Source organism: Geobacillus sp. FJAT-46040 (genome assembly GCF_002335725.1).
In the GTDB taxonomy this organism is placed as follows: Bacteria; Bacillota; Bacilli; order Bacillales; family Anoxybacillaceae; genus Geobacillus; species Geobacillus thermoleovorans.
In genome coordinates, this window is the sequence record NZ_NISS01000001.1 from 1,587,078 (window position 1) to 1,600,417 (window position 13,340).

Annotated in this window: 9 protein-coding genes, 1 tRNA gene and 2 pseudogenes; 2 read left to right on the forward strand and 10 right to left on the reverse strand. The window is 47.8% G+C overall.

The features are described from left to right. Positions 1 to 213: 213 nt before the first annotated feature. The 5 genes and pseudogenes from CD000_RS08405 to CD000_RS08420 form a co-directional block, all read right to left on the reverse strand. Positions 214 to 960 carry a 3'-5' exonuclease gene (locus CD000_RS08405; protein WP_369806596.1) on the reverse strand — a complete coding sequence of 249 codons (747 nt, stop codon included), beginning with the start codon at positions 958 to 960 and terminating at the stop codon, positions 214 to 216. Positions 961 to 1,065: 105 nt separating this feature from the next. Then, complete coding sequence (locus CD000_RS08410; RefSeq protein WP_096225442.1) at positions 1,066 to 2,586, reverse strand: UvrD-helicase domain-containing protein; 1,521 nt, start codon at positions 2,584 to 2,586, stop codon at positions 1,066 to 1,068. 76 nt (positions 2,587 to 2,662) lie between these two features. Continuing rightward, positions 2,663 to 3,115 (reverse strand): annotated as a pseudogene (locus tag CD000_RS08415) (UPF0236 family transposase-like protein); the annotation flags it as partial. A gap of 284 nt (positions 3,116 to 3,399) precedes the next feature. Beyond that, the gene (locus tag CD000_RS19410) at positions 3,400 to 3,525 is read right to left on the reverse strand and encodes a hypothetical protein (protein WP_255404861.1); all 126 of its coding nucleotides are present in this window, start codon (positions 3,523 to 3,525) and stop codon (positions 3,400 to 3,402) included. A 441-nt stretch (positions 3,526 to 3,966) separates the two neighbouring features. Next, positions 3,967 to 4,260 carry a helix-turn-helix domain-containing protein gene (locus CD000_RS08420; protein ID WP_096225443.1) on the reverse strand — a complete coding sequence of 98 codons (294 nt, stop codon included), beginning with the start codon at positions 4,258 to 4,260 and terminating at the stop codon, positions 3,967 to 3,969. 549 nt (positions 4,261 to 4,809) lie between these two features. On the opposite strand from CD000_RS08420, the gene CD000_RS08430 reads away from it, so the two are divergent. Continuing rightward, the gene (locus CD000_RS08430; RefSeq protein WP_096225444.1) at positions 4,810 to 5,865 is read left to right on the forward strand and encodes an RNA-guided endonuclease TnpB family protein; all 1,056 of its coding nucleotides are present in this window, start codon (positions 4,810 to 4,812) and stop codon (positions 5,863 to 5,865) included. 322 nt (positions 5,866 to 6,187) lie between these two features. Here the strand turns inward: CD000_RS08430 and CD000_RS19125 are convergent. The 5 genes and pseudogenes from CD000_RS19125 to CD000_RS08455 all read right to left on the reverse strand — a co-directional run. After that, positions 6,188 to 6,421, reverse strand: a pseudogene (locus CD000_RS19125) (IS701 family transposase); the annotation flags it as partial. Between the two features lie 178 nt (positions 6,422 to 6,599). Next, positions 6,600 to 9,149, reverse strand: a complete 2,550-nt coding sequence (locus tag CD000_RS08435) for a restriction endonuclease-like protein (RefSeq protein ID WP_096225445.1) — start codon at positions 9,147 to 9,149, stop codon at positions 6,600 to 6,602. Beyond that, the gene (locus CD000_RS08440) at positions 9,118 to 10,797 is read right to left on the reverse strand and encodes an MrcB family domain-containing protein (protein WP_096225446.1); all 1,680 of its coding nucleotides are present in this window, start codon (positions 10,795 to 10,797) and stop codon (positions 9,118 to 9,120) included. Before CD000_RS08440 ends, CD000_RS08435 begins: the two co-directional genes overlap by 32 nt. A 732-nt stretch (positions 10,798 to 11,529) precedes the next feature. Then, positions 11,530 to 11,874 carry a hypothetical protein gene (locus tag CD000_RS19130; RefSeq protein ID WP_230581431.1) on the reverse strand — a complete coding sequence of 115 codons (345 nt, stop codon included), beginning with the start codon at positions 11,872 to 11,874 and terminating at the stop codon, positions 11,530 to 11,532. A 332-nt stretch (positions 11,875 to 12,206) separates the two neighbouring features. After that, positions 12,207 to 12,279, reverse strand: a tRNA-Arg gene (locus CD000_RS08455). A gap of 767 nt (positions 12,280 to 13,046) precedes the next feature. Here CD000_RS08455 and CD000_RS08460 point away from each other — a divergent pair. Continuing rightward, positions 13,047 to 13,340, forward strand: a 294-nt coding sequence (locus CD000_RS08460) for a DUF4277 domain-containing protein (RefSeq protein ID WP_143425280.1), incomplete at its 3' end; no start/stop codon positions are given.

Below are 13,340 nucleotides of genomic sequence, written 5' to 3' on the forward strand. Positions count from 1 at the left end.
AGCTGCCGGATGGACGCATCCAACGCTCACTGGATCGCTCCCTCACCCCTGAACAACGAAGGATTCTGCAGGGGTTGGGGCTGGATGAGAGCATTTACGTGTAACGTCATACGGAACGACCAGCGATGGTAAAAAAAGGATTGCCATCGCTCGTTGTGTTGGTCAAAAAGTTATTCTGAAAAACTAAATAAAAAATCCTTTGTTTTGACCTTGTTAGGGTGCGAAATGTGAGTTAGCATGTTGTGTTTCATCTTTAAATGTCTCGTCGCTAACATCTTCGATAATCACCGCATCAAACTCAAGTCCTTTGACTAAATAAGAAGGAATAATAACGATTTTCTCTTTCAGCGCTTGGTTTCCTTCTGTAATCACTTCCATTTGCGTAATTTGACGTCTCATTAACTGATCATACGTATCAATAGCTCCTTGTTTGGAAGCTGTTAAAATCGCAATTTTTTTATAACCTTTTTCTTCAAATATTCGTATTGAATTGACTATTTCATCATAAAGTTCACCGATGCTTTCGACTTTCTTAATCGTAGGAACGTCCCCTGGACGGTTTACAGGAATAACAAGCGGAAAATCATAATTGCTATTTAATAACACCCTGTTGGCCAAATCCATAATTTGTTTTGTCGAGCGGTAGCTTGTCTGCAAGTGAAGTCTTTTAAACTCTTTTTCTTTAAAAACATACGATTCTATTTCTTCCCAACGGTCAAGTCCATAGAAAGAAAAGATTCCTTGCGCAATATCGCCTAATATCGTCATCGATTTCGCATAATCTTTCATAATCGCAAGTTGAAACGGGCTATAATCTTGCGCTTCATCAATAACAATGTGTTCGTACTGCAGTTTTTTTCCATTGATTTTCGCATCTATATAGAGGCAACGAGGAAGTTTAACATGTCCCCTGACGGAAAAACGGTTTGCCCCTTTTCGACTGTCGAGGGAAAGCCACAGGCTTCTCCGTCACGCCTTGGCGTGACGGAGGACCGAACAACCGCCTGCTTCACAGACCTATATAATGGATCTGGAAGTGGCGTTGTTCGGTCGCCCGACAGTCGATCAAATACTCGGTAAAAGTTGCAAATGGTAAATCTTCAAATTGCATCTATATAAATAAATGAGCGGGGCAATATCTTCGTACATAAAACGTTCCTGTTTAATTTGTCTTCCGTTTTTCAGTAAAAGACTTAGCAATTCTTCATCGATATCCGGATGAAATTTCTCAAATACTTTTTTCTGGAACACCGATTTATACATTAACAACGCAGGGATATTTTCCATCTTTTTCACGATAAGCGAAATTTCATGCTGCATTTTTTCTTGAAAGATCTTCATACGCAATTGTTTTGCTTTTTCTAATGCTTCATATACCGCTTTTCTTTCTTCACCTTCCGGAAGCGTTACAACCCATTTCCGATACGCTTCCTCAAATTCATCCTCAATTTGTTGTTTGCGAATGTTGATTTGTTCATTGCTCCAATTTAAGATAAACTCTTTTACTTCTTTCATGCGTACATTGAGAGGCAAATGTTCTTTTGCGTGATAAAATTGATGAATTTCTTCTTTGGAAAGAATAACCCCGCTTTCAATAACGACGTCCCCATGCGGGATCATCGTATTGCCGATGTACTCAACAAAGTCATCTAGAAGCTTTTTAAATCGAAGCGATCCTTTATATTTAGCAATTTTTATCAAATCTTCTTTTTCCGTTGATCCGTATATATGTACATATTGCTCATGTAAGTCAGGAATATCATGAACATCGGTAAAATAAGTAGACGCCCAATCGTAAAATGTTCGTTGTTCAATCCCCTCAATTTCGATTTCCGGTACGATATCTTTAATATAGGATAAGAAAATCTCGTTCGGCGCTAAAATAAGAATATCTTTCGGTTTGACTTGCTCGTGATATTGATATAAAAGATATGAAATGCGATGCAACGCAATCGTTGATTTTCCGCTTCCAGCCGCACCTTGGACGATAATCGTATCTTTCAGTGGCAGGCGGATAATTTCATCTTGTTCGGCTTGAATGCTAGCGATAATATCCCGAAGTCGATGAGCTTCTTCCGTATTTGTCAAAATTTCTTTTAAATAATCGTCCATGTATTTTACTTTTTCGCCGTTGTCATTTTCAATGATTTCCGATTTTCCAATATCGGTTACTTTAATCACTCTTCCATTTTTAATGACGATACCACGTTTTCCGTGAATCGTTACCGGTCTGTTTTCTATTCCGACTTGGAAAGTCTTTTGTACACCTTGGTAAGCATTGTATAATCTTCCTAAATCCGTCCGCCAATCAACAACAATCAACTCTCCATCTTTTTCAATCCCCTTTTTTCCAATGTAAATGGTCTCTTTTCCAAACTCATCTTCAAAATCCAATCGCCCAAAATATGGATTGGGGCGCATATCTTGAAGCTTTTGGACTTCTTTCTTGGCATATGCAATAAGCTGTGCTTCTACAACATCTTTTGCAGTTTTATTCATATTTTGTTTATTTTTTTCTAACAGCTCATCAATAACAGATATTGTCGCATCTAAACGTTCCTGCTCTTTTTTTATAATGTCTTGCATATATATCCCCACCGTTTTTATTTAATACACGTGCTTATGCATTACCCGTATCATCTTCTATGTAATGTTGCCGCTAACGGCTCATCACGCTCTCGGCGTGGCCCATCGGACGCATGCCGGTCGTCTCCACCCCTTGCTCCGACAGCCACTCCCGGTAGTCCCGGATACATCCCGGCATCGACTCGATCCGGCCGATCATGGTCACCAGCTGCTGTTCTTTCGCTTCGTCCTTCAACGTGCCGATCGCGCTGTTCAACTCCACGAGAAGTCCTTCTTCGTCTTGTTTCGCCAGCTTCTTCCGCACCTCTCGCCAACGCGGATGGCCGGACAGACACTGACGCAGCTCCCGCGCCACATGAAATCGATCCAGCTGAAAGCACACCCGCTTTCCAAAATACTCTCGGCAGGCCGTGATCCACGACGCCGCATCGCCGTTGATGACCAACAGGTCCCGGCACGGATCATAGGCATATTCCTGCATCAGCCACTCCTCAAACCGTTCCCACACGTCCCCCGTCCCTTCATGGAGTAAAATGTTTCATGGACTCTCTCCCTCCTGTTTTCGGTTGATGCTGATAATCACCATCATAACAGGAAGAGAGTCCTTTTTGCATGTTTTGGCTTCTACCACGCTTCACTGGGTGGCCCCGACAGGAATTACGAATAAGAGTTGGTAACCCTCGTCAGGGGATCATTTCGGAATGTCACCCACAAATATTTTACTCACACGACAAAAGAGATTGCTCTAAACAATCCTATTAAGGGATTACCGAGCAATGCCGTCTTTCATCCCATGATTGAAACCATGTGCTTTCAGACGGCTTTTTCTGTAAAATGCGCCGCCGCAATCGATAGTTTGCTGCCTTTTGTGATATGCGCTTTCAACGCATCGCCGACTAGGCCGTTTTGTCTGTTGTCAATCATCCCTTTTGTCTTCATGCACGAATGGCTCCTTGTTTCTTTTCTTTATGGTTTTATTTTACGAAAACAACTGGTAGGATGTTGTTGAAATTTGTCGAAACTATAGATTGATTATCATAGACACAGCTTAAGAACAAGGGCTCTGTTTCGATCTAGGAACGAATTGATCGAACTCGACGTCAAGGCGCAAGACATCCAGCCTCTCCATCAACGATGGGCGCAAAAAATCCTCCCGATTTTGGTCGGGAGGGTGCAAAAAACGAATGGTTAAGCTTTTTCGGCTCTTCACCACAAGTTGTACTTGATCATTTACGGCAAGATAGGTGCGCATTGGGAAAATAGAGGATACAAAAAATGCGAATTTTCCCGTATGGTAAAGGAGACCGAGCCAAATCATCGGAGGAAAATTCACATGTACTCTCAGTTGATCAAAGAACTCATCGATTTACCTATTATGCGCTAAACTTGAACATTTAGGTTATGATCCTGTCTGCTTGTACCATCAATGATGAAAGGAGTATTCAATGCCTGCGAAATTTTAAAAAGCGTCTCTACCCTAGGACTTGTAAGCCCCGATTCAATTCTCCCAATCGTGGATTTTGGAACTCCAATGCGATCTGCCAGTTCCTGTTGAGACATATTCAGCTGCTTTCGTCTTGTTTTAATCTGTGCAGCTATCGTTCCTTCCAATCGAAGTTTTTGAACATGTTGCTCGCCTCGAATGGCTGCATATTTCTTAAAAAAATCACTCATTGTTTTTCCCTCCCAGTCCATTAATAAAGGCAAGGGTCGAAAGCGCAATAACGTTCATATGCTGATTCAGCCGGCACAATATCCTCTCGTCTTATCGCTCCGTTATACTGCTTGTCAAAATAATGAAGCAATATGACTTTTGAAAAATTGTGAATCGCAAATATAATTCTGTGATTTCCAGTTCTTCCACCTCTTATACCCCATCTGTAAAAATGATCATAACGAGTATTCATGCGAAGATGTTTCAACGACGGAGGGATGATATCATCCGGAAAGCTGTTGTCCTCTGGATCAGAAGGATATGGATGATGTTGAATAATCGTAAGTTGCCTGGCATATACATCAGCAACATGACACCATATACCCGGACGACCTTTTTGTCTAAGTTCTTGCTCGGCTTTACTCAGTAGATGATTTTCAAATTCCTTTACAGACCTGCGAGCGAGAAAGCCCATTCCTTGAGGGGTGGAATGAAAGTGAGCCGTTTTCTGAATATTGAATGATTCTGAAAAAAATGGTATCCTGAAATTGCCACAAGGAGGTGAATCCATGCCCACGATCACACTAAGGCTGGAACTGCACAAGCCGACGAAAGCCAAACAAGACATGTACGAGCGGATGACAGAAGTGAATACCGCGTTTGCGAATTGGCTGTTGAATCATCCCGAGCTGAATCAAGCGACGAGCAAACTATTTAAAGTGTTTTCGTCGCAGCGGTTTCCTTCCGCCGTCGTGAATCAGACGATTCGAGAAGTGAAGGCCCAAAAGAAAAAACAAAAGGCAAAGAAGTTCCGAACATTCTGGTGTTGCTTTAACAATCAAAACGTAAAGGTGGAAAAGAAAGGAGCGTTCTACACGGTTTCCTTCCCCACACTGGAGAGGCGAATCGGCGTGCCAGTGGTTGCGCGCCCCTACCAAGAAGCGTGGCTGAATCGGCTGCTGGACGGAACCGTCAAACAAGGGGCCGCCAAGCTCTACAAAAAGAGAAAGAAATGGTACTTGGCTGTTGCGGTCACATTTGAAGTGGAACCGCGACACGAAACAAAGGTGATGGGAGTTGATTTAGGGCTTCGCTATATCGCCGTGGCCAGCGTGGGAACGAAATCGTGGTTTTTCAAAGGGAACCAATGCGCCTTTGTGCGCCGACGCTATGCGGCTTTGCGGCGAACGTTGGGCAAAGCCAAGAAGCTCCAGATGATTCGCAAAATCGGCCGCAAAGAGTCCCGCTGGATGAAGGATCAAAATCACAAAATCAGCCGTCAAATCGTGAATGTTGCGCTCGCCAACGGTGTTGGCGTGATTCGGATGGAAGCGTTGACGGGGATTCGGAAACGGGCCAAATCGGCCAAAGAAGCAGGACGAAGCCTTCATTCTTGGGCATTTCACCAACTGCAAACGATGATTGCCTATAAAGCCGAAATGGCAGGCATTCGGGTGGAGTGGGTGAATCCAACTTATACGAGCCAAACGTGCAAGTGTGGTCATCGAGAGAAAGCGAACCGAAACGGCATCGGCTTCCGATGCCAAAGGTGTGGATACACTCTCCACGCCGACTTGAATGGCGCCATCAACATCGCCAAAGCGATTTCGGGCTTCGCCTCCTAACCTAGCGCACTGGTCACAGGTGCGCCGCCCATCGGGGTACACTCTAACCCGATGGGACGGGGTGATGACACACCCCTGAACTTGGGCGTGGTCCGAACCAGAAATGGATGAGGACGTGAGCGACCCAAGAATCCCACGCCCTTTAGGCGTGTGGAGTGTCAAATTTCCTGTGTATATTACCTCAAACAATATCCTCTATCCTTTACCAATTATTATACACAATGATAGCATTTATGCTACTTACCTGCAATCATTTATAACTGTAGATAAGCCTTTTTCATTAAAGTAATTTCTATTGTTAGAAAGACAAGCAGGACCCCCCTTATACGATACGGAGCTGTTTTTTGATCACACCAACGGGAATATCGTGGCGTCATCAATGAACTCGACGACGCTGCGGCCTTTCTGCGATCGAAGCTGTTCCCGTTCGGCGAAAGGAGGGTTGTTGAGATTCGGCGATGCTGTACATGCAGTCGGGAAACACCGCCGCCCCATACCGTTTCACCGCCCGAATGTGGCGAACGAGGTATTCATCCATCTTCAGCTGGTCTTTCGCCGGTCAAGGCATCGACGATATGAACGAGGTGCTTGATGACCGGTTTGGAAAGCGGCGGCGGCAACCCTAACGTGAAGAAACCTTGTCAATTCCTAGTATGTTGGTGAATTTGCTCATCTACAGTCGCTAAAACATTCCAGAAAAATATGCCAAAATGGATTGAAACAGACATGGATCATCAGACCCAGCCTTGTCTCTCGATCATACCCACATGGCCATGCATCCTTCCCTCCCCCATCATCCCCACCACTTCGCGAAACACGGCCGACGGCTGCTTGCGGAGCAGGTCGGCGGGGATTGTTTTGTACTTTGCGCCGTTTGTGATGATGAGTCGGCCGCTTTCCAGGCGGATGGACACGTTTTTGACGCGGTACGCGGTGATCTTGGACGCCTGATCCAAGTAGCGGGCGTCAAGGTCGAAGCGGATGCGGTCGGACAGCCGCCGCAGTATGCGCCAAAGGGCGATTTCCTCGCTTGATTTCATGAACAGTTCCGGCAGTTCTTTCGCCTGTTTGAGCATGTTGAACGTCGTCATCGCATAGACGGCGATGCCGTAGCCGACGGGGCGGATGACGTGTTGGAGAAAGTGCCAGCTTTCGACTTCGAAGCGAACGTATTCGTCATCACTTCGTTTCGGCAGCTCGGTGATGGCCGAGCGTTTGACGATGTTCACAGCGGCGATTTTGCCGAAGCACGTGACCCCGTTTTGCGGGGCGGCTCCCCGCTTCGGGTAAAGGGCGATGTAGCGCGCGTCTTGCCAGCCTTTTTTCAGCTGCTTGACCGGGATATGGTAGAAGCGGTGCTTCACATAGGCTTCGTAATGCCGCGCGCTTGGCACCATGCCGACGAGCACATGCTCATCGAACGCCGACCGCCATTCTTCGATGATCCCTTGCGGCAGGATGCCTTCTTGTTGCAGTTCTTCGGGATTCTTTTCAATCAGCCGCTCGATGAACTGCTCGACCAGGCGGGTGGCGTTTGGCAAAAACGGCAGGCCGCCGATGTTGACGTCGTTGATGCTTTTGTACAGCGGGTGCGCTTGGTAGCTGTCTTCGTCATGCCACGGGAACAGCACGTAGGCGCCAAAGGCGGTGCGCTCGTATGGGCCGCCGCGGCGGGCGACAAGCGAATCGCGGTAGCGGTGCATCGTGTTGATGTCGTCTTCCATCGGGCCTGGCATTCCGTACCGTTTTTCATACGCGCTGCCGGAAACGGCGAAATCGAGGCGGTATTTGGCATCGAAAATGTAGTTGAACGTATAGTCTTTTCCCTTTTTTTCAATCGCCAGAACCGTGTCGGGCATTTGCGGGACGGTTGGCAGCCTTCCTTCGTACGGCTGGTACGTGAGCGTGATTCGCTCGCCCGTGTGCGGATGTTCGTACACTTGCTTGGCGGAGCGGGTTTTGTCGAGATTGACGAACAGCCCCAAGCGGTTCACTTGGATGACATTTTGGCTGATGAGTTTGTATTTTTTCCCGAGGAGCTGCCCGAGCCTCAAAAACGTCCAATACTCGTACAGCGTGGCGACGTCTTTTACGGACATTCGGTACAGCTTCCCTTGCAAGGCGAGGCCGCGGGTGATGAGGAGAAACAGCTGATAGGCGTCGCGGTACCCGGGCGCCATTTGCAGGACGAGGCTCGCAACAGAGCGGTCAAGCCGCCCGATCGGCCGCCAAAAAGAGTGACGAAGCCGAGTTTCGAGCGCGCGGATCATCGATTGGATGCGCTCAAGCAAACCCGGATCCGGTTCCGTTTCGTATCGCTTTTGCTTCCCTTGCACGTGTTCGAACAAATCGCGCAGCTTCTCGACAAGGCGCGTCATCATCCATTTGACGAACCGGTTTTCGAGCGTGTCGTACGTCAGTTCTTTTTTCGCTTTGAGCCCCGATCGCGGCATGACGGTTCGACTTCCGATGTTGATGCCGCGCTTGACGTCACGGAACACTTGCGGCCGCTTGCGCAAATCGTTTCTTCCTGCCGCATCCAAACGGCCGAGCTGGTCGCCGCGCACTCTCACATGGACGGTCGACAGTTGATGGTGCGGCTGCCGCTCGATATGGCGAATGGCATGCAAAAAATCGCCGATATGCGCCTCCATAAGCCGGAAAAATTCACTTCTTGACGGCGCGCCGCTGCGCTTCGCCTTCGCCCGCTGGTACGTGCGCTTGATGAAGTGAAACGCCAAGTTGTAAATTTCTTCGCTCACTTCATCAAGCAGCCGCTGGTAGTCTTGTTTGTATGTCAATTTCGTCGGGAAAATTTCGATCGTCACGTCCAAAACGGAGCGGTGGCCATCGCGGATTTCGAATGTCGACAGCCCGACTTCATTCGGGAAATGGAGATTTCCCATCAACACCGCTTGGCCGCCGATGTCAACGCGGCTGACGGCGTTCCGAATGGCTGGCGACTCATGGTAAAAGGAGAGCACCCGGTCGGTTTTCGGAACGACAAGCAGCTGATAGACGCCGTTTTCAAAGAAAATCGGGCGGTGGCCGCCCGACCAGTCGACAAGCTCGCCAGCGTCCACGTCGAACAGTTTGACGTCGAGCACCCCTTCGCCGCTTGCGAAAAACTCCATCGTCTCGTGGAAATCGAGGCGGCGGTACTGCTTGAGCCCTTCGTATTGTTCGTGGTACGGCTTTCCTTTGATTACGAGCGTGAGCTGTTTCGTTTCGATATAGACGAGCTCATAGTCGTCACGCCCCAAGCCAGAACGAAGTGAAGCCATCGTCCTCTAACCTCCGCAGCATCTGCCAAATTTTCTCCGCGCTTTTTGGATAACGGGCGTACGACACATCAAGCACGCCGCTGTAGTCCCCGTCCAGTTCGAAGCCGGCGCAAAGGACAAACAGCTGCTTGAGCGCTGTTTCGAGCCGCGCGTCGCTTCCTGAAAGGCGCGGCAACATTTTTTGCATCAGGCAATAGTCGAACGCCTTGTCAAATTCCATCAGCTTTCCTTCTTCGTTATACGCAAGGTAGAAACAAATTTCGTCGCGGACGCGGTAGCCGATGTGCGCCCCGAGCGGCGCGAGGATGCGGTTGATGTCCACGAGCTGTTTCGTCGCGTCTTCTACCAGCTTTGGATAATCGGCATATACATCTTTCAAATGCAAATACCGCGCCGCGAACAGCTCCTGTCCGACTGACAGGGGCGCGACGGTCGGCAAGTCGCGCAAAAAATCGAGATGGTCGAGCTGGACGCGGTTGAACTCGATCGTGTTCGCCCGGTCGAGCACTTTTTTGCTGAAGGGGTGGGTCGTCTCGTCCATGTTGACCGTGCCGATGATGTAGACGTTCGGCGGGAGAAAAAGATCGCACCCTGCTGTTTCTCTCGGCAGCAGCCGTGACGAGGTGATGCACCCGTCTTCCCAGCGGCGGCTTTCCATGACGCTTAAGACATCGCTGAAATAATGCTCAACGCGGGCGAGGTTCATCTCATCCAACACGACGAAATACGGCTTGTCCGGATGCTTCCCCGCTTCGATGATGACGTTGGTGAGCGGCCCGGGCTTGAAATCGCCTTTAATGTCGACATAGCCAAGCAAGTCCGAGCCGTCGTGCCAATCCGGGCGGACGGGAATTAAGGTGAAGCGACCGTTGTCTTCCGTCGCGCCGACGCTCTCGGCGAGCCATTGAACAATTTTTGTTTTCCCGGTTCCGGAAATGCCGGACAAGATGACAAACGGTTTTGTTTTTAACGATAGAAAGAGGTTGGTCACTTCCTCTTTCGTATAGTAAAACCCTTTGGCGGATATGTATGAATGAATATGCTCAACCGCCTCCCGATAGGAAAGGGCCTGCTCGGGCGGTGCCATCGGTTCTGTTCGCTCCACATACTGTCGGTAATAACCGATCATCGTTTCGAGGTCGCGCGCGAGTTGTTCATCGGATGGCAGATCGTCAAACGAATAGGCGATATACGCCGCCACCGACCGTTCGTAGTCTTTCGCCCGTTTGCTTTCGCCAAGACGGATGTCATCATCGGTCCGCACGCGTTCTTCAGCGGGAATGAGTTGGCGGATGTCCCGCTTCACCCGCTCCATTTCGTCTCTCGGCGTCTCCGTCACTCCTTGGGCGAGCGTCAAATAGAGCCGGCGCCTATCTTCACTGAATAAGTAGACGATATAATACCCGCGTTGCGTCGAATCCGTCACCTCTTGATCCATCACCGCCACCCACGGCACATCAGTCCACACCCCTTGACCGACAGAACCTTTCACCACATACCGGTCAGGCGGTAAGAAAGGCAATGTTTTCAACGCCTCTGGAATCGCTCGTGTCACCAGCTGAAACGACCGTCGCTCTTTTGACAGTTTTTCGCGTTTTTCTTGTTCGTAAATGGCCATCACTTGGCGGAAAAGATCGTGCAATGACATGGGAATAACTCCTTCGTATAGAAATGTTATTCTTCGTTTCTATTTTTTCTTCTATTCTACTAAAAAAGCGGCTCTCTCAACTAGTGAGAGAGCCGCTTCTTTCGTCACGAGCAGGCGTTCTTTATGTATATACATGCAACATGAAGAGTGGACTTCTCATCACGCCCCATCCCCCAAGCGCTGCAGCACCTTCTCCGGATGTTCATGGATATAAGCCATCGATCAAAGGCTTGCATGATATCGTTTCGTTCTTTGTCAACTACCCCCACTTCGCTAACGCTTGAAGTGGGGGCTTGCAACTCCCCAGAAGTGCAAACGGACTTCGTCCTCCTTCCTTGACTTGGGGTTGCATCAGGGGGCAGGTTGACGACTACCCAACGACGCAGGTCATGCCTGCATCGTTACCGATTCTCTCGGTGTGTCTGTTGGCAGTACTTGGCTTCCACACACAACAGACGGACCTACGCTCGATGTTTTACGGTTACAACGTTTCCTGTAACCAACTCCATACATCGAGTAGCCGTGATTGGAGTGCCTTTATTGAACGGTTTTCTCCACGCCTTTATTATATCATACACAAAAGAAAGGGGGGGGAACGCGCATTCCTCTCCCACTTACTCCCTTTGGTCGTTGAAGTGGGAGTCTCCTGCGCGAAATAGGATGAAGCAATATCGTTCGATACAACTGTATGCGCTGTATACATTTTAATGTTCTTTTCCTCAAGCATTGAACTCAAAGTGAGTGCCACTCTACATTCCCTGCCTCAATAATGATGATGTTCACCCCATCGGTTACTATTTTAACTTTTTCAAGCGATGGAGTTTCGGAAATAAGCACCGCTTCCAATATTTCATCAGCATCAAAGTCTTTAACGCAATCTGTTTCAAAATATGTTACATCTTCAAAAACAATGAATCCCTCAATCATTTCAGGATCTTTAGTTTCGTCATAATCAAATTGCTGCCATTTACATAACTCAGTTTCAATAGATACTCTTTTTGTAGTGGAATCATATTCCACATTATTAATTAAACTCCCATGTAAATTATATCTTTTAAGAAAATCAGATATTCTCATCATTTCTTCCCCCTATTAATCACAATATGCGAAGCTTTTGATCCCTTTGCCACCGGGTTACCATTTATGTCCAAATACACATCATTTTGGATCTTCGCCAAAAGTGGTACTTGACTGTTTCTAGAATAGAAGGGAATGAAGCAAAAAGGATTCCGCCAAGTTGATCTGGCAATGGAGGAACTGCATCATGCCAAATAGCCGTGCAAAATTCGTGCAAAATTTTTTCAAATTCTATCGTATTTTTTCGGATTCCAAAAAATAGAAAATGACTGCAAACGCAGTCGTATCAAGGGGTTTAAGAATTTTAACCCGAACTAGTCGGATCGTTGGAACGGCCCCGAGAGGATTCGAACCTCCGACGCACGGTTTAGGAAACCGACGCTCTATCCACTGAGCTACGGGGCCATGATAAGAATGTACACCTAAGCGCTGGGACGGCTAGGGGAGAGACTCCATCCCCTCGAGACGTCGAGAATTCCGATTGTTTGATCCGTTCCTGGTTTTTTGAGGAAAAACATCGAAACGAGACCGCTCCTTGCCTTTGGCGCTGTGCAACCGATCAAACGCGCGGCCAGTTTGAGAATATGTTCATTGTTTGGTTGCCAGTGAACTGGGGGCAGTCTCTAGTCATGTTTGTTGATGCATACCGTTTATGGCGTGTCAGACGGGTATATTATAACTGATTTTTTGCTGTTTTAAAAGGTTAAATGGACAAGGAAAAGTTTTGCAAGTGCATAGAATGGCAAAGGATGCTTATGCTACACTAAGGGTAAGGGGATTGGCAAGGGAAGCGGCCCATACACCGTTTTTCGTCGAATCGTCTAGAAAGGCCGACGAGGAATGAAAAAGGCGGCTCATCCCCATTATTTTTTTCAATTAGGGAAGCCTTGTCAGATCTGTCCCCCTTTCTGATGAACTGCCACCGGTTCAAGCAAAAAACAAATTTTTCACCAGCTCTCTAGGAGGCTGGTGATTTACTTGCGCAACCGCTTCTGGAAATCGGTTCTCAAGTAGAAAAAACTTGTTGCATCAGCCTCTATGTTCGCGCGTTCAATCATCGATCAAGTCAAACCTCACATTTCGCACCCTCTCGACGAAAATCGGGAGGATTTTTTCGTTCCGATGTCGAATGAATCCTTGACACACAAGGAACGTAAAGGAGTTTTTCTCTTATGAACGTTCAAGTCAAAAAGGTCTATCGCAATCATTATTTGAATATAATAAGTGCCCTATTCAAGAAACTGGGCCTGCCCCAATTGATTGACCATCTCGTTCCCGTTGATCCACAGTGCCAGACTCGAGTCAGCGATGCCGTTCAGGCCATCATCTACAATATGTTTGACGGCCGGCAAGCCCTCGTTCACGTGGAACGATGGGCTCAGGAGATCGATCTAGAGAAACTCATCCGTCCCGGTCTCCATCCTTCCTGGTTGAACGACGATGCCTTGGCTCGTCATCTCGACCGC

Bases quoted from the DNA above. Each gene is read 5' to 3' on its own strand.
- CD000_RS08410 (WP_096225442.1), bottom strand. From the start codon at position 2,586: ATGCAAGACATTATAAAAAAAGAGCAGGAACGTTTAGATGCGACAATA.
- CD000_RS19410 (WP_255404861.1), bottom strand. From the start codon at position 3,525: ATGAAGACAAAAGGGATGATTGACAACAGACAAAACGGCCTAGTCGGC.
- CD000_RS08420 (WP_096225443.1), bottom strand. From the start codon at position 4,260: ATGAGTGATTTTTTTAAGAAATATGCAGCCATTCGAGGCGAGCAACAT.
- CD000_RS08430 (WP_096225444.1), top strand. From the start codon at position 4,810: ATGCCCACGATCACACTAAGGCTGGAACTGCACAAGCCGACGAAAGCC.
- CD000_RS08435 (WP_096225445.1), bottom strand. From the start codon at position 9,149: ATGGCTTCACTTCGTTCTGGCTTGGGGCGTGACGACTATGAGCTCGTC.
- CD000_RS08440 (WP_096225446.1), bottom strand. From the start codon at position 10,797: ATGTCATTGCACGATCTTTTCCGCCAAGTGATGGCCATTTACGAACAA.
- CD000_RS19130 (WP_230581431.1), bottom strand. From the start codon at position 11,874: ATGAGAATATCTGATTTTCTTAAAAGATATAATTTACATGGGAGTTTA.